At 67.1% G+C, this 21,642-nt stretch carries 18 protein-coding genes; 15 read left to right on the top strand and 3 right to left on the bottom strand.

Annotated elements, in window-relative coordinates:
• Window positions 1–28 precede the first annotated feature (28 nt).
• From tkt to VH499_RS10010, 5 genes are read left to right on the top strand one after another with little or no spacing between them, the layout of a single operon-like run.
• Window positions 29–2,017, top strand: coding sequence for a transketolase (tkt, locus tag VH499_RS10030; RefSeq protein ID WP_414709770.1), 1,989 nt, complete (start codon window positions 29–31; stop codon window positions 2,015–2,017).
• Window positions 2,018–2,026: 9 nt separating this feature from the next.
• Complete coding sequence (gap, locus tag VH499_RS10025; protein WP_332052575.1) at window positions 2,027–3,034, top strand: type I glyceraldehyde-3-phosphate dehydrogenase; 1,008 nt, start codon at window positions 2,027–2,029, stop codon at window positions 3,032–3,034.
• Between the two features lie 23 nt (window positions 3,035–3,057).
• Entirely contained in the window at window positions 3,058–3,531 is a 474-nt protein-coding gene (locus VH499_RS10020) for an ureidoglycolate lyase (RefSeq protein ID WP_332052574.1), read from the top strand.
• 30 nt (window positions 3,532–3,561) lie between these two features.
• Window positions 3,562–3,894: a hypothetical protein gene (locus VH499_RS10015; protein ID WP_332052573.1), complete on the top strand. Its 333-nt coding sequence runs from the start codon at window positions 3,562–3,564 to the stop codon at window positions 3,892–3,894.
• Complete coding sequence (locus VH499_RS10010) at window positions 3,891–4,817, top strand: allantoinase PuuE (RefSeq protein WP_332052572.1); 927 nt, start codon at window positions 3,891–3,893, stop codon at window positions 4,815–4,817. The genes VH499_RS10015 and VH499_RS10010 overlap by 4 nt, the downstream gene beginning before the upstream one ends.
• On the opposite strand, the gene VH499_RS10005 is transcribed toward VH499_RS10010, so the two are convergent.
• A complete protein-coding gene (locus tag VH499_RS10005) occupies window positions 4,814–6,109 on the bottom strand; it encodes an MFS transporter (RefSeq protein ID WP_332052571.1) in 1,296 nt (431 codons plus the stop codon). The genes VH499_RS10010 and VH499_RS10005 overlap by 4 nt on opposite strands.
• 237 nt (window positions 6,110–6,346) lie before the next feature.
• On the opposite strand from VH499_RS10005, the gene VH499_RS10000 reads away from it, so the two are divergent.
• Genes VH499_RS10000 through VH499_RS09990 form a run of 3 tightly spaced genes read left to right on the top strand, consistent with a single transcriptional unit; the run spans window position 6,347 to window position 8,178 of the window.
• Window positions 6,347–7,267: a class I fructose-bisphosphate aldolase gene (locus VH499_RS10000; protein WP_332052570.1), complete on the top strand. Its 921-nt coding sequence runs from the start codon at window positions 6,347–6,349 to the stop codon at window positions 7,265–7,267.
• Window positions 7,268–7,291: 24 nt separating this feature from the next.
• Entirely contained in the window at window positions 7,292–7,570 is a 279-nt protein-coding gene (locus VH499_RS09995; protein WP_332052569.1) for a hypothetical protein, read from the top strand.
• 8 nt (window positions 7,571–7,578) lie between these two features.
• The gene (locus tag VH499_RS09990) at window positions 7,579–8,178 is read left to right on the top strand and encodes a thiamine phosphate synthase (RefSeq protein ID WP_332052568.1); all 600 of its coding nucleotides are present in this window, start codon (window positions 7,579–7,581) and stop codon (window positions 8,176–8,178) included.
• A 6-nt stretch (window positions 8,179–8,184) separates the two neighbouring features.
• Here the strand turns inward: VH499_RS09990 and epmA are convergent, their stop codons facing one another.
• Complete coding sequence (epmA, locus tag VH499_RS09985; protein WP_332052567.1) at window positions 8,185–9,183, bottom strand: EF-P lysine aminoacylase EpmA; 999 nt, start codon at window positions 9,181–9,183, stop codon at window positions 8,185–8,187.
• A gap of 44 nt (window positions 9,184–9,227) precedes the next feature.
• On the opposite strand from epmA, the gene VH499_RS09980 reads away from it, so the two are divergent.
• From VH499_RS09980 to VH499_RS09960, 5 genes are all read left to right on the top strand, one after another.
• Window positions 9,228–9,578, top strand: coding sequence for an MmcQ/YjbR family DNA-binding protein (locus VH499_RS09980; protein ID WP_332052566.1), 351 nt, complete (start codon window positions 9,228–9,230; stop codon window positions 9,576–9,578).
• 129 nt (window positions 9,579–9,707) lie between these two features.
• A complete protein-coding gene (efp, locus tag VH499_RS09975; protein WP_332052565.1) occupies window positions 9,708–10,277 on the top strand; it encodes an elongation factor P in 570 nt (189 codons plus the stop codon).
• Window positions 10,278–10,425: 148 nt separating this feature from the next.
• Window positions 10,426–11,193: an inositol monophosphatase family protein gene (locus VH499_RS09970; protein ID WP_332052580.1), complete on the top strand. Its 768-nt coding sequence runs from the start codon at window positions 10,426–10,428 to the stop codon at window positions 11,191–11,193.
• Window positions 11,194–11,588: 395 nt separating this feature from the next.
• Entirely contained in the window at window positions 11,589–12,956 is a 1,368-nt protein-coding gene (locus tag VH499_RS09965; RefSeq protein WP_332052564.1) for a hypothetical protein, read from the top strand.
• Window positions 12,957–12,962: 6 nt separating this feature from the next.
• The gene (locus tag VH499_RS09960) at window positions 12,963–14,063 is read left to right on the top strand and encodes a peptidoglycan -binding protein (RefSeq protein WP_332052563.1); all 1,101 of its coding nucleotides are present in this window, start codon (window positions 12,963–12,965) and stop codon (window positions 14,061–14,063) included.
• A gap of 7 nt (window positions 14,064–14,070) precedes the next feature.
• On the opposite strand, the gene VH499_RS09955 is transcribed toward VH499_RS09960, so the two are convergent.
• Complete coding sequence (locus VH499_RS09955; RefSeq protein WP_332052562.1) at window positions 14,071–14,502, bottom strand: DUF1489 domain-containing protein; 432 nt, start codon at window positions 14,500–14,502, stop codon at window positions 14,071–14,073.
• A 127-nt stretch (window positions 14,503–14,629) separates the two neighbouring features.
• Here VH499_RS09955 and VH499_RS09950 point away from each other — a divergent pair, with 127 nt between their 5' ends.
• Together VH499_RS09950 and pbpC are read left to right on the top strand one after the other, a co-directional pair.
• Window positions 14,630–19,588 (top strand): alpha-2-macroglobulin, encoded by a 4,959-nt coding sequence (locus VH499_RS09950; RefSeq protein WP_332052561.1) that lies wholly within the window; start codon window positions 14,630–14,632, stop codon window positions 19,586–19,588.
• Entirely contained in the window at window positions 19,585–21,642 is a 2,058-nt protein-coding gene (pbpC, locus tag VH499_RS09945) for a penicillin-binding protein 1C (protein WP_332052560.1), read from the top strand. Before VH499_RS09950 ends, pbpC begins: the two co-directional genes overlap by 4 nt.

The raw sequence follows: 21,642 nt of genomic DNA, 5'->3' as shown, positions 1-21,642 counted from the left end.
TCGAAAATCCCTACGGCGACAGCATCTGATGACTGCACCAACTGCTGCACATCGCGACATGGCGAACGCTATCCGGGCTCTGGCCATGGATGCCGTGCAGCAGGCCGATTCAGGCCATCCCGGCATGCCGATGGGCATGGCCGACGTGGCCACGGTCCTGTTCACGAAATTCCTGAAGTTCGATCCCACCGATCCGCACTGGCCCGACCGCGACCGTTTCATCCTGTCGGCCGGGCACGGCTCGATGCTGCTTTATTCCCTGCTTCATCTCACCGGCTATGCCGACATGACGCTTGAGGAACTGAAGCATTTCCGCCAGCTCGGCAGCCGTACCGCCGGCCATCCCGAGTACGGCCACGCGAGCGGCATCGAGACGACGACCGGCCCGCTCGGCCAAGGGCTCGGCAATTCCGTCGGCTTCGCCTTCGCCGAGCGTCTGCTGCGCCAGCGTTTCGGCGCCGATATCGTCGATCACTTTACCTACGTGATCACGGGTGACGGCTGCCAGATGGAAGGCATTGGTCAGGAGGCGATCACGCTCGCCGGCCACCTCGGCCTCGGCCGGCTGATCGTGCTCTACGACGACAACGGCATCTCGATCGACGGCCCGACCTCGCTTTCGACCTCCGAGGACCACAGGAAGCGCTTCGCCGCCGCCGGCTGGCACGTGCAATCGGTCGACGGACTCGACCCGGACGCCGTGACGAGGGCGATCCGCAAGGCGCGCAAGGTCACCGACAAGCCCTCGCTGATCGCCTGCAATACGGTGATCGGCTTCGGCGCACCGACCAAGGCGGGCACGGCCGCGACACACGGGTCGCCGCTCGGCGCGGACGAGGTCGCGGGCGCCCGCAAGAAGCTCGGCTGGACCGCGCCGCCGTTCGAGATTCCCGAGCCGATCTTCACCGCCTGGCGCAAGATCGGCACGCGCGGCAAGTCGCAGCGGCGGAAGTGGCTCAAACGCCACGCCGAGATGAACACCGACGACCGTGCCGAGTTCGACCGGCGGCTCAAAGGCGACCTGCCGGCTGCGGTCAACGACGCGGTGGTCGCCTTCAAGGCCAAGGTCGCGGCCGAAAGGCCGAGCTGGGCGACGCGCAAGTCGAGCCAGGAAGTGCTCGAAGTGATCAACCCGGTGCTGCCCGATACGGTCGGCGGCTCGGCTGACCTTACCGGCTCGAACAACACCAAGACCGCCGGTCTCCGCCTTGCCACAGCGCAGGATGCGAGCGGACGCTACATTCACTACGGCATCCGCGAACATGCGATGGCCGCCGCGATGAGCGGCATGGCGCTGCATGGCGGCGTCATCCCCTATGGCGGCACCTTCCTGGTGTTCACCGATTATTGCCGCCCCTCGATCCGGCTGGCGGCCTTGATGGGCATACGCGTCATCTACGTGATGACCCATGATTCGATCGGTCTCGGCGAGGACGGCCCGACCCATCAGCCGATCGAGCATCTCGCGGCGCTGCGTGCAATTCCGAACCTCCAGGTGCTGCGCCCGGCCGATACCATCGAGACGGCCGAGTGCTGGCAGCTCGCGCTCGAATCCAAGAAGACGCCCAGCGTCATTGCCCTCACGCGCCAGAATCTGCCGACCGTCCGAACCGCCGGCGACAGCAATCTCTGCACTCGCGGCGCCTACCTTCTGGCAGGCGCATCGGCGGCACCGATCCGCCTGATCGCCTCGGGCTCGGAGGTGCACCTAGCGCTCGCGGCCCGCGATCTCCTGGCCAGGGACGGCCTCGACGCCGCTGTCGTGTCGATGCCGTCGTGGGAACTTTTCGCCCACCAGAGCGATAGCTATCGACACGAGGTGATGGGTGGCGACGGCACCGTGCGCGTGGCCTGCGAGGCGGCGGGCGGCTTCGGCTGGGAGCGCTGGCTGGGCGCGAAGGGCGAGTTCGTCGGCATGAAGACCTTCGGCGCGTCGGCCAAGGCTTCGGATCTCTTCAAGCATTTCGGCATCACGGCCGAGGCGATCGCCGCTGCGGCGCGCCGGCTGGCGCAATAGGAGGACGACATGGCAGTTCGGGTTGCAATCAACGGGTTCGGGCGCATCGGCCGAAACGTCCTGCGGGCGATCATCGAATCGGGCCGCAAGGACATCGAGGTGGTGGCGATCAACGACCTCGGCCCGGTCGAGACCAACGCTCATCTGCTGCGCTTCGACTCCGTGCACGGCCGTTTCCCGCACGAGGTCAAGGTGGAAAGCGACACGATCGATGTCGGCCGTGGCAAGATGAAAGTGACCGCCGAGCGCGATCCTTCCAAACTGCCGCACAAGGAGCTGGGCGTCGAGATCGCGCTCGAATGCACCGGCATCTTCACCTCCAAGGACAAGGCTTCGGCCCATCTTGCGGCCGGTGCCAAGCGCGTCCTCGTCTCGGCCCCCGCCGACCATGCTGACCTCACGGTCGTCTACGGCGTGAACCACGACAAGCTCGCCACGGAGCACAAGGTCGTCTCGAATGCCTCGTGCACGACTAACTGCCTCGCGCCGGTCGTGAAGGTGCTGAACGACGCGGTCGGCATCGACAAGGGCTTCATGACCACGATCCACGCCTATACTGGCGATCAGCCCACGCTCGATACCATGCACAAGGATCTCTACCGCGGCCGCGCCGCCGCGATGTCGATGATCCCGACCTCGACCGGAGCGGCCAAGGCGGTCGGCCTCGTGCTGCCGGAGCTGAACGGCAAGCTCGATGGAGTCGCGATTCGGGTGCCGACTCCCAACGTCTCGGTGGTCGACTTCAAGTTCGTCGCCAAGCGCAAGACCGACAAGGACGAGATCAACAAGGCGGTGAAGCTCGCCGCCGCCAACCAGCTCAAGGGCATCCTGGGCTGGACCGACCAGCCCAACGTCTCGATCGACTTCAACCACGACAGTCATTCGTCCACCTTCCATATGGACCAGACCAAGGTCATGGACGGCACGCTGGTGCGCGTCATGAGCTGGTACGACAACGAATGGGGTTTCTCCAACCGCATGGCCGACACGGCCGTGGCGATGGGCAAGCTGGGCTGAACCCGATGGCGCGGGGCCGAGCCGTGGAGATCGAACCGCGGCCCCTCACCGGCGACGCCTTCTCCCCGTTCGGCGAGGTTATCGACCTGCCGGACGAGCCGGGCCGTCTCTACTACGAGAAGGCGCTGGGCAATCTGCGTCCGACGGCGCGACCGAGCCTGTCGGTCAGCCTCAAGCCCGAAACCCGCGATCGCCCGCTGCGCGCCGAACTGCTCGAACGGCACGAATTCTCCTCGCAGACCTTCCTGCCTCTCGATGTCGGACGCTGGCTGATCGTCGTCGCGCCGCATGGCCACGAAGGCCGCCCCGACCTTGCGGGAGTCCGGGCCTTCATCGCCGACGGCCGGCGCGGCATTACCTACAGGGCCAATACATGGCATCACGGGCTGACGGTGCTCGACCGTCCCGGACGCTTCGCCGTCCTCATGTGGCGCGACGGCAGCAAGGCCGACGAGGAGTTCATGCCGGTCGCGCCATTCACGATTCGGATTCCCTGACGGCCATTTGGCGACTGATATTGTGCCGGCATGGGGAAGCCCATCATCCTCATCCGCGACTGGCGCTCGACCGCGGCGGCGCTGGAGACGGCGCGCCTGCAGAAGGTCGCGCCGATCCTCGTGACGCCCGAGGATGCGGCCGCATTTTACGGCGCCGGCTATCTCGCCGCGCTGCAGGAGCGCGCCCGGCGCGAGTTCGCGGATGTCGATTTCACGCTGATCGTCGATTGCGGTGATGCGCCGGGCTGGGCGCTCGCCTGCCTGCGCGCCGGTGTTAAGGTGATCTCGATGGATCCCGTGAACGAGAAGATCGCCGACATCGCCCGTCAGATGGGCGCCGAGCTGGTGAGGAGACCGACATGAGCTGGCAACCCACTCGTGACTTCCTGGGCTATGGCGCAACGCCGCCCGATCCGAAATGGCCGAACGGCGCGCGTGTCGCGGTCAACTTCGTGATGAACTACGAGGAAGGCTCCGAACCATCGATCCAGGACGGCGAAGGCTACAGCGAAACCGGACTCACGGAATCGACGAGCTCGTCGACCGGTCTCAAGGGGCGCGACCTTGCCGGAGAAGGCATGTTCGAGTTCGGCAGCCGCGTCGGCTTCTGGCGGTTGATGCGCGCCTTTCAGGAGCGCGGCCTGCCGCTCACCGTGTTCGGCTGCGCGCTGGCGCTGGAGCGCAACAAGGCAGCTGCCGCGGCGATCCGCGACGCGAAGTTCGACGTCTGCTGTCATGGCTGGCGCTGGGTCAAACACTTCGACCTCAGCGAGGCCGAGGAACGCGAGCACATCGCCCGGGCCGTGAAGTCGCTCGCCCAGACCGTCGGCGAACGGCCGGCCGGCTGGTACTGCCGCTATGGTCCCAGCGTCAACACGCGCCGGCTGCTCGTCGAGGAAGGCGGCTTCACCTACGATTCGGACTACTACGGGGACGAGCTGCCCTTCTGGCAGACGGTGCAGGGCAAGCCGCATCTGATCGTGCCCTACTCGCTTACCAACAATGACGGCAAATACGCCGCCGGCATGACGACGGCCGACCAATGGTTCACCCTCGTGCGCGATGCATTCGACGTGCTCTACCGAGAGGGCGGAACACAGCCGAAGATGATGTCGGTCGGCCTGCATATGCGCCTCACCGGCCATCCCGGCCGCACCGCCGGTCTGTGGCGTTTGCTCGACCATCTGCAGGGACGCAAGGGCGTATGGATCACCCGCCGCATCGACATCGCCAACCACTGGAAGGCGACGCATCCCTATGCAGGCAAGGGATTGAATGAACCCTAGATCTTTGCTTCGGCGAGAGCCCGCGCCCGGCCGGCTACCATCCGCACCTTGCCGGGCGCGGCCCGCCAAACGGCGACGATCGAGACGAGACAAAGGGCGATCGAGAGGATGAACGCGCCGCCGTAGCTGCCGGTGCGGTCGTGCACCATGCCGGCAATGAACGGTCCCGCCGCGCCGCCTCCGATCAGCGCCACCGTCAGCAGCCCGAAGATCGAACCGAAATGCGGACCCTCGAAGATCTCGGCCACGATCGGTCCCATGACCGAGGTCATGGCGTAACCCAGCAGACCCTGCGACAGCACCATGACGTACAGGAGCGGCTGCGAAGGCCCCGCCGCCAGAGCGAGCAGGGCGGCATAGCAAACGGCAAAGCCCACGCTCGTGATGCTCCACACGAGCTCCCGCCCGATCCGGTCCGACAGCGCACCGAGGAAGATCTGTCCGGGCACGCCCACCATCGCCACCAGTCCCAGCGCCCATGCTGCCTGCATCGGGCTGAAGCCAACCTCCACGAGGTACTTGGTCTGATGCACCTGTACGGCGTACCAGACGAAGCCGCCGCAGAAATAGGCGACTGCAATCCACCAGAAGCGTGCCGTCCGGATCGCGCGCGACGTTGTCCATTCGATCGCGGCCCATTTCGCGTCGACGACGTTCGATGATCGCGATACCGCACCGACACGTTGTCCGTCGCCGTCGGGCTGTGCGCCGATGTCCTCCGGTCGCTTGCGCACGACGAGATTGAGCGGCACCAGAACCGCCAGCGTGAGGATGCCGAGCGTCCAACACGAGCTGCGCCAACCATCGTGCAGGATGATCTCCTGGATCCACGGCAGGATGAGGATCGCGCCGAAGCCCGCGCCCGAGAAGGCAATGCTGATGGCAAGCGCGCGCCGACGCACGAACCAGTTCGGCAGGTATTGCGACTGCGCCGTGAAGGTCATGCAGTTGGCGCCGCCGCCGACCAGCACGCCCAGTGTCGCGTAAAGTTGCCACGGCGTCTCGATGCGCGTCGCCGCGACCAGTCCCGCCGCCGTCAGCAACACGCCGATCTCGATGACGAACCGCGGGCCGCGGCGGTCCATCAAGCGGCCGACCACGGGGCTGACCAGGGCCGAAACGAGGAAGCCGAAGGAGAAGGCGCCGGCCGCCAGGCCACGGTCCCAGCCGAACTCGTCGACGATGGGCGGGAACATCAGGGAGAAGGCCGTGCGAGCCGTCACGCCCAGCGCAACCGTCACGAACGCCACGGCGACGATGATCCAGCCGTAGAAGAAAGGCAGGCGCGCCATCGGGGACCCGTGATCGTCATTTTGCATCGAGAACGCTTCCTTTTGCCGTGGCGAGGTAACAATGGCCAGCCGCCTGCTTCACCGTCACTTGATCCGACTCTATTGCCTTTTGTGTCCATCGCAGGCCGGCCGATCAATGATGCAGCAGGTAGTTGACCGGCCGGGACTTGAACCAGCAGCCCGCCGCCGCTATCACCGGCGCCGATTGAGGCCCGAACGACCAATGGGAGCGAGCCCGTGAAGATCACCCGCACCGTCAAGAAGATCCTCGACAATTACGAAAGCGATTGCCCCGGCACCAAGGCGAACCTCGCCCGCATGCTGATGCACGGCAAGCTCGGAGGTACGGGCAAGATGGTGATTCTGCCCGTCGACCAGGGCTTCGAGCACGGCCCCGACCGCTCCTTCGCCCCCAATCCCGCCGCCTACGATCCGCACTATCATTACCAGCTCGCGATCGATGCCGGCCTGAATGCCTATGCAGCACCTCTCGGCCCGCTCGAGGCCGGCGCCGACACCTTCGCGGGCGCAATCCCGACCATTCTCAAGCTGAACAGCGCCAACTCGCTATCCACCAACAAGGATCAGGCCGTAACCGGCTCGGTGAGCGACGCGCTGCGAATCGGCTGTGCCGCGATCGGCTTCACCATCTATCCGGGTTCGGAAGATCAGTACGAGATGATGGAGGAGATCCGCGAGCTGGCCGAGGAGGCGAAATCGGTCGGCCTCGCCGTCGTCGTCTGGTCATATCCGCGCGGCGGCAAGCTCGACAAGGCGGGCGAGACGGCGATGGATGTCTGCGCCTACGCCGCCCATATGGCGGCGCTGCTGGGCGCGCACATCATCAAGGTAAAGCCGCCGACCAATGTACTGTGGCAGCCCGAGGCCAAGGCCGCCTACGAGAAGGCCAAGATAGACATCTCGACGCTCGCCGCGCGCATCAAGCACGTGATGCAGGCGACCTTCAACGGCCGGCGCATCGTCGTATTCTCGGGCGGCGAGGCCAAGGACCTCGAAGGGCTGTTCACAGAGATCCGCAGCCTGCGCGACGGCGGCGCCAATGGCTCGATCATCGGCCGCAACACCTTCCAGCGCCCGCGCGAGGAAGCGCTCGACATGCTGGACAAGATCATCAGCATATACCAGGGCAAGATGTAGACCGGTCGCCGGCCGCTGTCGCCCATGAAGGTCATGCTGGTCCTGGCCGCGGTCGTCGATCTCGGCCTTGCGGCACTGCTGATCGGCGTCTCGGGCTTCATCTTCGGCGGTGGGCCGGAAGGCATGAAGGGCGAGACTGGGGCGGTGATCGTATGGGTCGTGGCCCTCGCCGCCACACTCGCCGCCCCGGTCGCGGGCTTTGCGTTGCTCGGTCGCCAACGTCCGGGCCTGGGTGCGCTCGTCGCCTGGGCGCCACCGATCGGCGGCGCCCTCTTTTCTTCGCTTCCCTTCAACCCCTACTGAACCCGACCGTGGCCGCCGCGGAGAGCTGCCGCCTCTATCTCGTCTCGCCCGAGCGTCTCGATCATGCCGCGATCTTCGCGGCCGATCTGCGGGCAGCGCTCGACGGCGGCGACGTCGCAGCCTTCTTGCTGCAGCTGCCCGACGCCGACGACGCATCGATCGCGCGGGTGGCCGATACGCTGCGGCCGATATGTCAGCAGCGCGACATCGCCTTCATGCTCGCCGACCGCCCCGATCTCGCGGTGAAGCTCGACTGCGATGGCGTGCAGGTCGATGCCGCGGCCTATGCGGAGGCGCGCCGCATCGTCGGTGCCCAACGACAAGTCGGCGCAGTCTGCCCCTCCTCGCGTCACCTTGCGATGGAAGCAGCCGACGGCGGCGCCGACTATGTCGCCTTCGATGCGGCCGATATCGAGTTGATCGGATGGTGGAGCGGCCTGTTCGAAATTCCCTGCGTGGCGATCGGTGACGTCACCGTCGTCAATGCCCGGCCGATGATCGATGCCGGCGCCGACTTTCTCGCGGCAGGGCGCGGCGTCTGGAACCACGAGGACGGTCCCGAAGCCGCCGTCCGCGCCTTCAACGCGCTGTTCGCGGCTCGATCGTAGGAGCAATCACCGCACGGGCAGCCACAGCACGTCCTCGATGTGGCGCGAGCCGGTCGACAGCATGACCAGCCGGTCGAAGCCGAGGGCGATGCCGCTGCAGTCGGGCAGGCCATGGTCGAGCGCCGCGAGAAAGTCGGGATCGACCGGCCAGCGCAGGCCGTACAGGCGCTCCTTCTCGTCCATGTCGGCCTTCAGGCGCGCGCGCTGGATCGCGGGGTCGGTGAGCTCGCCGAAGGCATTGGCGAGCTCGACGCCGCAGACATAGAGCTCGAACCGCTCGGCCACGCGCGCGTCGCCGGGCTTGGCGCGCGCCAGCGCCGCCATCGAGATGGGATACTCGCAGAGGATGGTCGGCCGCCCCATGCCGAGCTTCCGCTCTATCTTGTCGAACATGACGCGAAAGAACACATCCTCCCACGTGTCGTCGCTGTGCATGGCGATGCCCGATAGCGTTGCAAGCTTCTCGGCACTGCCGATGGTCGCCAGCAGATCGACGCCGGCATGGCGGTCGAACGCTTCCGCCACGGTCAGCCGCTCGGGCGTCGCGCCGGGATCGCAGGCATTGCCTTCCCAGCGCAGCTCGCGCGCACCGGTAAGGCGCAGCACCGCGGCACAGTCTTCCATTACGGTCTCGTAGCCTGCGCCGGCGCGATACCATTCCAGCATGGTGAACTCGGGATGGTGCAATGCCGAGTCCTCGGCGTTGCGGAACACGCGGGCGAACTGGAAGATCCGCGACAAGCCTCCCGCCAACAGCTTCTTCATCGCGAATTCGGGCGAACTGTGCAGCCAGCGCACCTGCTCCTCCTCGCCGTCCGGCGCTTCCCAGTCGGTGGCGAAGCCGGTGAGATGCACCTCGGCCCCGGGCGTGATCTGCAGGATCGGCGTCTCGACCTCGACGAAGCCCTGTTCGGCAAACCACTGACGGATCGCCGCCTGCAGGCGTGTGCGCGCCTGCAGGTTTGGCAGCCGGCGGGCAAGCTTGTCGGGACGCCATTCGTTCATGCCCGACCATCGCACGCTGCGGCAGCCGCGTGTAGGGTGTCGCAATGACGCCGCGACAGATCGACGGGTTCTGCGCCTCGCTGCCGGCCGCGACGCGCACCGTTCAATGGGAGGGCGTGATCGTCTTCAAGGTGGGCGGCAGGATGTTCTGCCTGATCGCGCCTCGCGAGCACTCGGTCGGCCGCATCTGCTTCAAGTGCCCGGAAGAGCACTATGAGGCTCTGAGCCGCTCCGACGGCTTTCGCCCGGCGCCCTATCTCGCACGCGCCAAATGGGTGGCGCTCGACGATCCGGCCGTGCTCACGACGACCGAGATGAAGGCCTACATCAAGCGGGCCTATGCCGTGATCGCGGCCGCGCTGCCGAAGAAAGCCCGGGCGGCGCTCGGCCTGTGACGCCCGGCGTGGCCCCGGTTGCGGCTCCAGCCGGGCTTTGATACAAGCCCGCCGCCGGCCTCGACCCGCTGCAGCGGACGAGGCCGCATTCCATTCATCCGCAGCGCGCGGCAAGCCCCGGGTAAAGCCATGAAAGTTCCCGTCAATTCCATCCGTGCCGGCAACGTCATCGAGTACAACGGCAAGCTCTGGGTGGCGGCCAAAGTACAGCATATCAGCCCGGGCAAAGGCGGCGCATTCGTGGCGATCGAGGCCAAGGCACTGCGCGAGGGCAACAAGCTCCAGGAACGGTTCCGCTCCGGCGAAACCATCGAGCACGTCCATATCGACGAGCGCGAATGCACCTATCTGTTCAAGGACGACAACGGCTACACCTTCATGGACAAGGAGAATTTCGAGCAGCTTGCAATTGGCAACGACGTGCTCGATCCCGATCAGGCGCGCTGGCTGCAGGACGGGATGGAAGTCGTGGTGTCGCTCTACGAGGGAACGCCGGTCGGCGTCGAACTGCCCAAGTCGGTCGTCCTTGCCGTCACCGAGGCCGATGCCGTCGTCAAGGGCCAGACCGCCTCCTCGTCCTACAAGCCCGCGATGGTCGAAGGCGGCATCCGCGTGATGGTGCCGCCGCATATCGCCGTGGGCACCAAGCTGGTGATCAACACCGAGGATGGCAGCTACATGGAACGCGCCAAGGACTGAGCCAGGTCCGATGACCGCGCCTCCCGACCGTCCCCGGCGAGAACAGCCTGTCGCACGCGTCGGCCGTGCGCCGCTGAACGTGGGGCGCGAGCGCTCCGGTCCGCCCGAGCGCAGGTCGCTGGCGCCGCGGTCGGCCACGATCACCGTGATGATCCGCGCCGCCTTCGCCGCCGCCAAGTCGCTGAAGCGCGACTTCGGCGAAGTCGAGCATCTGCAGGTGTCCGAGAAAGGGCCGGGGGATTTCGTGAGCCGTGCCGACGTTCAGGCCGAGCGCACGCTGCGCGCCGAGCTTGCCCGTACCCGACCGGAGTACGGCTTCCTGGGCGAGGAGGGCGGCGAGACCAGGGGCGACGGCCGCAACCGCTGGATCGCCGATCCGCTCGACGGCACGACCAACTTCCTGCACGGCGTGCCGCATTTCGCGATCTCGCTCGCTCTCGAGCGCGACGGCGAGGTCATCGCCGGTGTGATCTATCAGCCGGTTTCCGACGAGCTGTTCTGGGCCGAGAAGGGCAACGGCGCTTTCATCGATACGCCGAACGCCCGCTCGCGCCGGTTGCGCGTGTCGGGCCGCAAGGAGCTCGCGCGCGCGCTTGTCGCCACCGGCATCCCGCACATCGGCCGAGGCGACCACCCGGACTATCTGCGCAAGCTCGAGGCGGTGATGGGCAGGACGGCAGGTGTTCGCCGGTGGGGCGCCGCATCGCTCGACCTCGCCTTCGTGGCGGCCGGCCGCTACGACGCCTTCTTCGAGTATGGCCTGGCGCCGTGGGACGTTGCAGCCGGCCTGCTGCTGGTCCGCGAGGCAGGCGGTCTGGTGAACGATGTCGCCGGCCGTCCCTACGCATTCGGTGGCCCCTCGCTGCTCGCCACCAACGCTGACCTGCGCGAGCCGATGGTTGCACTTCTGGCCTGACCAGAGAGCGCGGACGACAGGTTGTCACCGAGATCGATTTGGCATCCATCGAGGGACAACGCGGAAAGACCCGATTTCCAGATACTCCGTCGAAGAGTGCCAAGTCCCGGTTGAGCGGGCACACTTTCGGGACCCCGTCGGCAGTCCGCGCAGCCTTGGAACTCTTGGTGGGTCGTGGACGGGTCAGGCAGCCGGAATTGCCCGCCCTACTATCGCCATCGCTCTCGCCCACGTTGCGGATATCTCGGCGTCGCCGGTTGAGACGCGACCCTGCATTGAGTATGCTTGAGGAACAAAAACCCCTTGAAGGGCAATCAGTTATGCCAAGGGCCTCGGTCGATGTCGATGCAGTCGCCGGCTGACGCTACCTTGCCCGCTTTCCTATCGCCAATGGCATGAGCACCCCTCTTCCCTATCTCGTCCGCATGCTGCTGTTCCTCGTCGCGGTGGCCGGGCTTACCTACCTCCTGCACGAGGACCTTATCCGCGTCTTCCTGCACACGCCGATCCTCGACGGCGTGATCGTGGGCGTGCTGCTGCTCGGGATCTTTTTCGTCTTTCGCCAAGTGATCCTGCTCTGGCCGGAAGTGAACTGGATGCGCCGCTATCAGCATCGGGACATCGACGCTGCCCTGCTGCCCACCGATTCGATCAATCTTCTGGCACCGATGGCGGCCATGCTGGGCGAGCGCCAGGATTTCCGTCTCTCGCCTACCGCGACGCGCGCTCTGCTCGACGGCATAGCGACACGGCTGGATGAGCGGCGCGAGCTGGCACGCTACCTGATCGGTCTTCTGATCTTCCTCGGCCTCCTCGGCACATTCTGGGGTTTGCTGGAGACGATCGGCGCTGTCGCCGATGCCATCTCGAACCTGCACGTCTCCGTCGGAGATCCGCTCAAGATGTTCTCGATGCTGCAAGGAAGCATCGAAGGGCCGCTGAAGGGCATGTCGACCGCGTTCGGCGCCTCCCTGTTCGGCCTCTCAGGCTCACTGGTGCTCGGCTTTCTCGAATTGCAGGCAAGCCAGGCGCAAGGCCGCTTCCATATCGAACTCGAGGAATGGCTGGCCCGCGCCACCAGCCTGTCCGATCCCGCGCTCGCGGGCGCCGAGAGCAGGCAGGGGAACGTGCCCGCCTACATCGGCGCCCTGCTCGAACGCAATGCCGAGGGGGTCGACAACCTGATCCGCGCCCTGAAGCGCGTCGAGGACAGCCGGCAGTCCACGGTGGCCAGCTACTCGACGCTCGTCGAGCGTCTGGCCTCGCTGGCCGACACGGTGCGCACTCAGCAGACGTTGCTGGCGCGATTTACCGAGCTCGCCATCGAACTGCGGGGAGCCGTGACGCGCCTTTCGGATCGCGCCACGGCATCCGAGGGCCTTCCGCACGTGATCGAGGAACTACAGGCAGCCGTCGACCGCCTGGTCGAGCGCCCCTTGCCCGAACCCGATCGAGAGGCGATGGCCGCACACTATCGCACCATGGAAGAGCGGCTGGAACGCCAGGCCGAAGAGGTACGGAGCGCGCTCGCCCGGCTCGCCGAGCGCGTGCCCGACGCCGACCGCGAGGCCGTGGCCGCACACCGGCGCAGCATCGAGGCCAATCTGGCGCGCCTCGTCGAGGAGAGCGCGCGTGATCGTGCGACCCTCACCGAGGAGCTGCGTGGCGAGTTGCGGTTGCTTGCCCGGACGGTCGCGTTGGCCCGCGCGCCGGGCCCGCCCTTCGCCACGGCGGTGCCGGCGGACCGGCCGGGAGAGGATTGACCGGCGATGGCCGCCATCTCCGCTCGTCGCGCCGGCGGCGCCGACTATACCTGGCCAGGCTATGTCGATGCGCTCACCACCCTCCTGATGGTGCTGATCTTCCTGATCTCGGTCTTCAGCGTGGCCCAGTTCACCCTGTCGAACGCCGTTTCGAACCGCGATTCGGCGATCGATGCGTTGAACCGCCAGATCGGCACGCTCGCGGATCAGCTCAACTTCCAGAAGAAGTCGGCCGAGGATCTGCAAAAGGACGTGGCGGCGCTCAACCTGCAGATCGGTCAGCTCAAGAGCGAACGCGACAAGCTCAGCACCTCCAACGTGGCGCTGCAGCAGGCGGCCAAGGCGGCAGAGGACAAGAACCTCGATCTGCAGAAGGAATCGGAGCGCCAGAAGCTCGAGATGACGCGCCTGGCCGCCGCCCTCGCCGCGGCCAACGACGAGAAGGGCAAGCTCTTCTCCGACCTCAGCGACCAGGAAAAGCTGTCGGCCGAGCAGAAGGCCAACATCGTTCGGCTCGCGGCCCAGCTCGCCTCGGTCAAGGACGAGCTTGCGAAGCTCAGCGCCCAGCTTGACGCTGCCGATGCCAAGGCCAAGGACCAGCAGGCGCAAATCGTCGATCTCGGCCAGAAGCTCAATCGCGCGCTCGCCAGCAAGGTCGAGGAGCTGGCGCGCTACCGGTCGGAGTTCTTCGGCAAGCTGCGCGAGGCGCTGGCCGGCCAGCGCGACGTGCAGGTCGTCGGCGACCGCTTCGTGTTCCAGTCCGAGGTGCTCTTCCCGTCCGGCTCGGCCCAGCTCCAGCCGGGCGGCGAGAAGCAGCTTGCCAGCGTCGCCCAGCGCCTGCTCGAGATCAGCGCCAAGATCCCGAAGGACATTCCGTGGGTGCTGCAGGTCGACGGCCACACCGACACCAAGCCGATCAACACCACCGCATTCCCTTCGAACTGGGAGCTGTCGGCTGCGCGGGCCATCGCCGTCGTCAAGTTCCTGCACCAGCAGGGCATCCCCTACGACCACCTCGTCGCGGCGGGCTACGGCGAATACCAGCCGCTTTCGGCCATCGACAACGCCCGCAACCGGCGCATCGAGCTCAAGCTCACCAACCGCTGACGGGCCGCTACAGAAGCCCCAGCCGCTTCAGCTCGGCGGCCATTGCCGCCGGCATGTCGCCGGTGTCTCCCCTGGAGAGATCGGGCGGGGCGCGCTGCGGATCGAAGTAGCGCCATCCCTGGAACGCCTTGCAGGCCTGCGGCGCCGTCGGGATCAACGTCCGCTTCACCTTGATGCGGCAATACTTGTGGGCTTCCTCCTTGTCGAAGTCCTCGTCGAAGCCGACCAGCTCCTGACGGCAGCGGATGACGCCACGCACCACCCAGTAGAGCGACCCGCCGGCGAGCAGCTCCTCGGTTCGCCGCGGCATGTGGCGCGTATAGACCCAGTGCGGCGAGCGGGGACCCTGCCGGCGCTGCTTGCGCCGCGCCGCCTGCAGCTTCTTCATGTGGGCGAGATCGTCGACGCCGACCGCAAGCTTGATGAGATGCAGAACCATGGCGGCTGATTAGCAGGCGTGTCGCCCGCGCCACAGGCGGACTTTATTCACAGCGTCGTTGCTCACTTCCGCAGTCTCTGCACAATCGACGCGATAGAGTCCAAGTCATATTGCGGGGGAGCTTTTCATGTCGCGATCGACCCTGGCCGCCCTTGTGGTCGCGTTGATGCTGGGTTCGGGCATTGCCGGCTACCTGATCGGGCGGCCCACCGATTCGATCGATCGCCCTCCTTCGCCGACAATGGCGACAACCAGCACCCCGGCCAGGACGCCGACGCCGCCGATCATGGCGAACACCGTCGGTTCGGCGCCCGTGGCGCTGCCCCAGCCCGCGGCCGCGCCCAACGAGCCCTTCGCCTACCGACGCCTCAGCATCGACGGCTCCAAGACAGAAGGCGAGGCTTGCCTCTTCTTCAACAAGCCGCTCGCCGACGGCAATTCGGTCAAGTACGACGATTACATCCGCATGATACCTGAGGCAAAGACGGCGCTGCATGTCGTGGACGACAAGCTCTGCATCGGCGGATTGGGCTACGGCCAGGACTATGCGGTGCGGCTGCTGGCGGGCTTTCCGGCCAGGGACGGCGGCAAGCTCGATGCCGACCAGAAGGTCGACGTGGCGCTGGGCGCGCGGCCGGCGGTCGTGTCGCTGCCCGGCAAGGGCTTCATCCTGCCGCGCGGTATGGCCGTGGGGCTGCCCGTCACCACGGTCAATGTCGCCAAGGTAGGGATTGCCGTCTATCGCGTGAACGAGCGCGGCCTCGACCGTTTCGTCACCGAATATGCCGACTCCGATTTTCCTGGCGGCAAGCCGACAACCCAGAGCTGGACGCTGCGGTCGTGGCTCAACGGCAACAACGGTACGCTGCAATGGCGCGGCACCATGGAGGTGCGCAACGTCCTGAACCAGGCTTCGGTCACCGCCTTCCCGATCCGCGAGACGGTCAAGGACTGGAAGCCCGGCGCCTATTTCGTCGTGGTATGGAACGCGGCCCGGCCGCCGGCCAAGGCCGAAAGCGACGATGACGACGACATGCCCGACGGCGCCGTCGCCGGCATGTGGGTGGTCGACACCGACATCGCACTCACCACCTTCACCGGCCGCGACGGCCTCAATGTCTTCGCCCGTTCGCTGCAAACCGCCGAACCCTTGGCCGGCCTCGACGTCACGCTGCTGTCGCGCGGCAACGAGCCGATCGCCAAGGCCGTCACCGCCGCCGACGGGCGAGCAAGCTTCGCTGCCGGCCTCCTCAAGGGGCGCGGCGCGGCGGAGGCTGTGGCAGTGATGGCGACCGACGCGGCCAAGCAGGAGTTCTCGCGCCTCGAGCTTACCAAGGCGGCCTTCGACCTCTCGGATCGCGGCATCGATGGCCGGGCCCAGCCCGGCCCGGTCGATGCTTTCGTCTACACCGAACGCGGCGTCTACCGTCCGGGCGAGACGGTCCAGGTCATGGCGATGCTGCGCGACGCTGCGGGGCACGCGCTGAAGGACATGCCGGTGACGCTTTCCGTCAAACGGCCCGACGGCACGGAGTTCACCAGATACACCCTGGCGCTCGGCGCCTCCGGCGCACTCTACCAGGCGATCCCGTTGCCCAAGTCCTCGCGCCGCGGCCGCTGGTCGGTCAGCGCACAGATCGATCCCAACGCGCCGCCGGTCGGCCGGGTCGAGTTCTCGGTCGAGGATTTCGTGCCGGAGAAGCTCAAGGTCGAGCTGACAGCAGATGCGCCGCTCCTGCGCACGGGCAGGAAGAACACCTTCACGGTTGCCGCCGACTTCCTCTATGGCGCGCCGGCCGCGGGCCTCGCGGTCGAGAGCGACCTGCATGTCACGATCGACGAGCAGCCCTTCCCGTCTTTCGCCAAGTACGTGTTTGGCCTCGAGAACGCCAAGCGGAAGTTCGAGCCGCCGCTCGTCACCCTGACCGCCGCCGATACCGACGAGACCGGCAAGTCGACGCTCGACTGGTCGGGCGAGAAGGTTCCCGATACCGCGCTGCCGCTCAAGGCGCAGATCGAGGCGCGGGTGTTCGAGCCTGGCAACGGCCGCGCTAGCAAGACCGAGAAGACCCTGCCGCTGCGCACGCGCGATGCCTATATCGGCATCCGCCCGACCTTCGACGGACGCTACGCGGACGAAGGCGCGGACACCGGCTTCGAGCTGGTCGCGGTCGATGCCGAAGGCAAGCAAGTGGCCCGGCCCTCCGTCGACTACAAGATCGAGCGCATCACCTATTCCTATCAGTGGTACCAGAGCGATGGCCGCTGGCGCTGGCAGACGATCACCAGCGAGCGAGCCGTTGCCGCCGACACTCTTGCGCTTGGCGCCGCCAACCCGGCGCGCCTCTCCCGGCGTTTGCCCTGGGGCTCCTACAAGCTCACCGTCACCGATCGCGAGACCGGCGCCGCGAGCAGCATGAGCTTCTATGTCGGCTGGTACGGCAGCAGCGACGACAGCGAGCCTGCGCCCGATGCGCTCAAGGTCGCGAGCGATCGCCAGACCTACAAGCCGGGCGACACGGCGAAGCTGCGGCTGGAAGCACCCTTCGCCGGCGAGGCGCTGATCGCCATCGCGACGGACCGTATCGTCGACACGATCACCGCCAGGTTGGCGCCCGGCGGCACGACCGTCGAGCTCCCGGTGAATGCCGATTGGGGTGCCGGCGCCTATGCGCTGGTGACGGCATGGCGGCCGCTCGCCACGCCCTCCGAGCGCACGCCGACGCGCGCCGTGGGTGCGGTCTGGCTCGGCCTTGATGCGGCGCCCCGCACGCTCGGCGTCCAGCTCGGCGCGCCGGAGAAGGTGACCCCGCGGCAGAAGATCGAGGTGCCGATCCATGTCGCCAATGCACAAGGCTCGGAGGCGTTCGTGACCCTGGCAGCGGTCGACGAGGGCATCCTGCAGCTCACGCGCTATCGCACGCCCAACCCGGCCGAGTACTATTTCGGCAAGCGCCGCCTGGGCCTCGACATGCGCGACGACTACGGCCGCCTGCTCGACACGCGTGCCGACGATCTCGGCCGCATCCGCACCGGCGGCGATACCGGCGACATCGGCGGTCTCGACATCGTGCCCACGCGCACGGTCGCTCTCTTCAGCGGTCCGGTGAAACTGGACGACAGGGGCGAGGCGAAGATCACCTTGGATATTCCCGACTTCATCGGCCAGCTCCGGCTGATGGCGGTGGCCTACGGCAAAGACAAGGTGGGCTCCAGCGAGGCGAAGCTCATCGTGCGCGACCCCGTCACGGCCGAGCTCGTCCTGCCGCGCTTCCTGGCACCCGGCGACACGGGTCGCGTGGCTCTGTCGCTGCACAATGTCGAAGGCCCGGCCGGCGACTACAGGGTGGCGCTCGAAGCGAACGGCGCCGTGTCGCTCGACCGGCCGATCGCGGAGACGCGTCACCTCGACGCCAACCAGCGCGATCTCGCGACCTGGTCTTTGCATGCGCGCGATGTCGGCCTTGGCAAGCTGGCGGTCGCCGTCTCGGGCCCGAACGGCTTCTCGATCCGCCGTGAATGGGACATCCAGGTGCGCGCGGCGCAGACGCCCGGCGCCGTCGATACCGTGACGCGGCTCGATGCCGGGCGTGAGCTCACCGTCGATCACGAGCTGACCTCGGGTTTCGCCGCCGGAACACCGGTCGTCAGCGTGGCGCTGTCGCGCGTGCCGGGCATCGATGTCGCGGCACTGCTGCGCGCGCTCGACAAATATCCCTACGGCTGTATCGAGCAGACGACCAGCCGCGCCCTGCCGCTGCTCTACTACAACGACGTGGCGCTGCTCGGTTACGGACCGGCGGATCCTCGAATCGCCGACCGCGTGCAGGATGCGATCTATCGCATCGCAGACATGCAGATCGGCGACGGCTCTTTCGGCATGTGGGGACCCTTCTCGACGCCGGCGGCCGAATGGCTGCAGGCCTACGCACTCGACTTCCTCGTGCGGGCGCGCGAGCACCAGATGGCGGTGCCGGCGGCGTCGCTGCAACGCGGGCTCACCTGGCTCAATCGCTCGGCCGACAAGATGTCGGCCAGTGCGCAGGCCTATGCCTGGTATGTGCTCGCGAAGGCGGGCCTCGCCGATCCGGGACGTGTCCGCTACTTCCAGGACACGCGTGCCAACGACGTCAAGGGCGGCCTCGCCTGGGCTCAACTCGCTGCCGCGCTCAATCTCGTGGGCGAGCCGGGCCGGGCAAAGCTGGCCTTCGGCGTCGCGCGGGCACACATCGACGACCGCGATCCGCACGACTATTACGGCTCGTCGTTGCGCGACCGGGCCGGACTGCTGGCGCTCGCCGCGGAAGCAGCGGGTCGCGATGGCCTTGCGACCGTCGTGAACTCGGTGGGCGATCGGCTCACTGCACGAGTCGGCGAGACAACCACCCAGGAACAGGCATGGCTCGTGCTGGCCGCCCGGGCGCTGGGCGCCAGCGGCGAGCTCGCCTATTCGGTCGACGGCCAGGCGAAGAAGTCGACCGGCGAGCCGGTCGTCTTCAATCCAGATGGGCCGACGCTCGAGCGCGGACTGCACGTCAAGAACGACGGCGACAAGCCTGTCTGGCTGCAGGTCACGGCGCGCGGCGTGCCGAAGGATCCGCAGCCTGCCGCGACCGAGGGCCTCAGCGTCGAACGCAGCTACTACACGCTCGACGGCCAGCCAGCCGACCTCACGAAGCTGCGACAGAACGATCGCGTCGTCGTCTCGCTCGAGGGCCGCAACCTCGAGGGCGGCTATCACGAGGTGGCACTGCTCGACCTTCTGCCGGCGGGACTGGAGATCGAGTCGGTGCTCAATGAGGACACGGTCAAGTCCTTTCGCTTCCTGTCGGTGCTCACGTCCGCGCGCATCGCCGAGGCGCGCGACGACCGCTTCTTCGCCGCCTTCGACCTCGGCAAGCGGCCCTATCGCAACTGGTGGTTCTCCTCGGAGGACAAGAGCGACTACAGCTTCCATGTCGCCTACATCGCGCGTGCCGTAACGCCGGGCAGCTTCGCCTTGCCAGCCGCCCAGGTCTCCGACATGTACGCGCCGCGCATCTACGCCCGCACTTCCATGGGCCGCATGACGGTCGCGCCGCGATGATCATCATCTTTCGGACCGCGAGACTGAAACGCCTTGCTGTCGGGTTGGTGCTGGTCGCCGCTCTCGCGGTGACGGCGGCGTTGGTGCTTGATCGCCTTTTTCCACCCGATCTCTCGCGCTACGAGGCGCGTTCGACCGAGGTCGTCGATGCCAACGGGCGTTTGCTGCGCGCCTTCACGACGGCCGACGGCAAGTGGAGGCTGAGGACCATCGTCGACGACGTCGACCCGGTCTATCTCGCGCTGCTCAAGACCTACGAGGACCGCCGTTTCGACGAACATTGGGGCATCGATCCGCTGGCCGCGGTTCGCGCCGCCGGGCAATGGCTCGCGCGGGGCCGCATCGTTTCGGGTGCGTCGACGCTTTCCATGCAGTCGGTGCGACTCCTCGAACCGCGCAAGCGCAGCCTGCTTGCCAAGGCACTCCAGTCGGCGCGCGCCCTGCAGCTCGAATGGCGTTACTCCAAGCGCGAGATCCTTGCGATCTATCTCACGCTGACGCCGATGGGTGGCAATCTCGAAGGCGTGCGCGCCGCCTCCTTCGCCTATTTCGGCAAGGAACCCAGGCAGCTCACAGCAGCTCAGGCGGCGCTCCTGGTGGCGATCCCGCAATCGCCCCAGCGGCGCAGGCCGGACCGTGCCGGCAACGCGGCACGCCTCGGCCGCGGCCGGGTGCTTGAACGGGCTCTTGAGCACGGAGCAATCGATCGCGCGTCGTTCGACCGGGCGATGAGCGAATTTATGCCGAACCGTCGGCTCGACTTGCCGATGAACGCGCCGCATCTCGCCGCCTGGCTCGCAGCCGCTTCCCCGGGCGGCGTCGTGCCGACGACCCTGCGCTTCGACCTGCAGGCGGCATTCGCCCGGCTGGTGCGCGAGGAACGTCATCAGACGCCCGACAACGCCGACATCGCCCTGGTCGCCGTCGACAACCGCACCGGCGGCGTCGTGGCCTGGGTGAGCGGCGCGGACTATTTCGGTCGCGCCGGCCAGGTCGACCTGGTGCGCGCGCATCGCTCGCCCGGGTCGGCACTGAAGCCAATGATCTATGCGCTCGCCTTCGACGATCGCACGCTGCATCCGGACTCGCTGGTCGAGGACGTGCCGGTGCGTTTCAAGGATTGGCTGCCGCGCAATTTCGACCACGGCCATATGGGCGGCGTGACTGTGCGCCGCGCTCTGCAGCAGTCGCTCAACGTGCCGGCAGTGCTGGCGCTGGAGCGGGTGGGCCCACATCGCTTCCTCGCCGCGCTGCGTGCTGCCGGTGCTTCGCCGATCCTGCCGCACGGCGATCCGGGCGATTCGCTCGGCATGGCGCTTGGCAGTCTCGCTGTGTCCCCGCTGGAAATGGCCGGTCTCTATTCCGGGCTCGCCAGAGGCGGTCTGTTTGTGCCGCCACAAGTCCGCCGCGATGCGGCACGCGCCACGCCGGTGCGTCTGCTCGGCCCGGCCGCAGCCTGGTATGTTGCCGATATCCTGGCCGACGCGCCGTTGCCCGACGGCTTCGCCTCGCTGCCGGTCGCGTTGCGCGAGCGCCGCATCGCATACAAAACCGGCACGTCCACCGGCTTCCGCGACGCCTGGGCCGTGGGCCTTACCGCCAACTGGACGGTCGTCGTCTGGATGGGACATGCCGACGGCACGACCCGGCCGGGACAGCTCGGGCGGCTCGCGGCGCTGCCGATCGTGCTCAAGGCGTTCGATCGTCTGCCCGCGGAGGACAATCGCGTGGGGCCACCGCCTGCAGATGTCCTGCGCGTCGCAAGCTGGCGCGACCTGCCGCCGCGCATGCGCACACTGGGTCCGACCACCGACACGAATAGCGGTCCGCGCATCGCCTATCCGCCGGCCGACGCCCGGCTCGAGATCCGCGTGCACGAGGCGATCTCGCTGGCAGCATTCGGCGGCGACGGGCTGTTGCGTTGGCTGATCGACGGCCGGCCAATCGACGGCACGACCTGGGTGCCGGACGGCGCCGGCGAAGCGCGCGTCGCCGTGATCGACCAGGCCGGGCGCTCAAGCGCGGTGACCGTGCAGATCGTGCGGCGCCCATGA

The organism is Reyranella sp., from assembly GCF_036558665.1.
Lineage (GTDB): Bacteria > Pseudomonadota > Alphaproteobacteria > Reyranellales > Reyranellaceae > Reyranella.
This window is presented reverse-complemented; position numbering and strand designations above follow the sequence as displayed.

Excerpts from the sequence above, each read along its gene's own strand:
- pbpC (WP_332052560.1), top strand. The coding sequence starts at position 19,585 with ATGATCATCATCTTTCGGACCGCGAGACTGAAACGCCTTGCTGTCGGG.
- gap (WP_332052575.1), top strand. The coding sequence starts at position 2,027 with ATGGCAGTTCGGGTTGCAATCAACGGGTTCGGGCGCATCGGCCGAAAC.
- VH499_RS09980 (WP_332052566.1), top strand. The coding sequence starts at position 9,228 with ATGACGCCGCGACAGATCGACGGGTTCTGCGCCTCGCTGCCGGCCGCG.
- VH499_RS09950 (WP_332052561.1), top strand. The coding sequence starts at position 14,630 with ATGTCGCGATCGACCCTGGCCGCCCTTGTGGTCGCGTTGATGCTGGGT.
- tkt (WP_414709770.1), top strand. The coding sequence starts at position 29 with ATGACTGCACCAACTGCTGCACATCGCGACATGGCGAACGCTATCCGG.
- VH499_RS10010 (WP_332052572.1), top strand. The coding sequence starts at position 3,891 with ATGAGCTGGCAACCCACTCGTGACTTCCTGGGCTATGGCGCAACGCCG.
- VH499_RS10015 (WP_332052573.1), top strand. The coding sequence starts at position 3,562 with ATGGGGAAGCCCATCATCCTCATCCGCGACTGGCGCTCGACCGCGGCG.
- VH499_RS09995 (WP_332052569.1), top strand. The coding sequence starts at position 7,292 with ATGAAGGTCATGCTGGTCCTGGCCGCGGTCGTCGATCTCGGCCTTGCG.
- VH499_RS09965 (WP_332052564.1), top strand. The coding sequence starts at position 11,589 with ATGAGCACCCCTCTTCCCTATCTCGTCCGCATGCTGCTGTTCCTCGTC.
- epmA (WP_332052567.1), bottom strand. The coding sequence starts at position 9,183 with ATGAACGAATGGCGTCCCGACAAGCTTGCCCGCCGGCTGCCAAACCTG.
- VH499_RS09960 (WP_332052563.1), top strand. The coding sequence starts at position 12,963 with ATGGCCGCCATCTCCGCTCGTCGCGCCGGCGGCGCCGACTATACCTGG.
- VH499_RS09955 (WP_332052562.1), bottom strand. The coding sequence starts at position 14,502 with ATGGTTCTGCATCTCATCAAGCTTGCGGTCGGCGTCGACGATCTCGCC.
- VH499_RS10005 (WP_332052571.1), bottom strand. The coding sequence starts at position 6,109 with ATGGCGCGCCTGCCTTTCTTCTACGGCTGGATCATCGTCGCCGTGGCG.
- efp (WP_332052565.1), top strand. The coding sequence starts at position 9,708 with ATGAAAGTTCCCGTCAATTCCATCCGTGCCGGCAACGTCATCGAGTAC.
- VH499_RS09970 (WP_332052580.1), top strand. The coding sequence starts at position 10,426 with ATGATCCGCGCCGCCTTCGCCGCCGCCAAGTCGCTGAAGCGCGACTTC.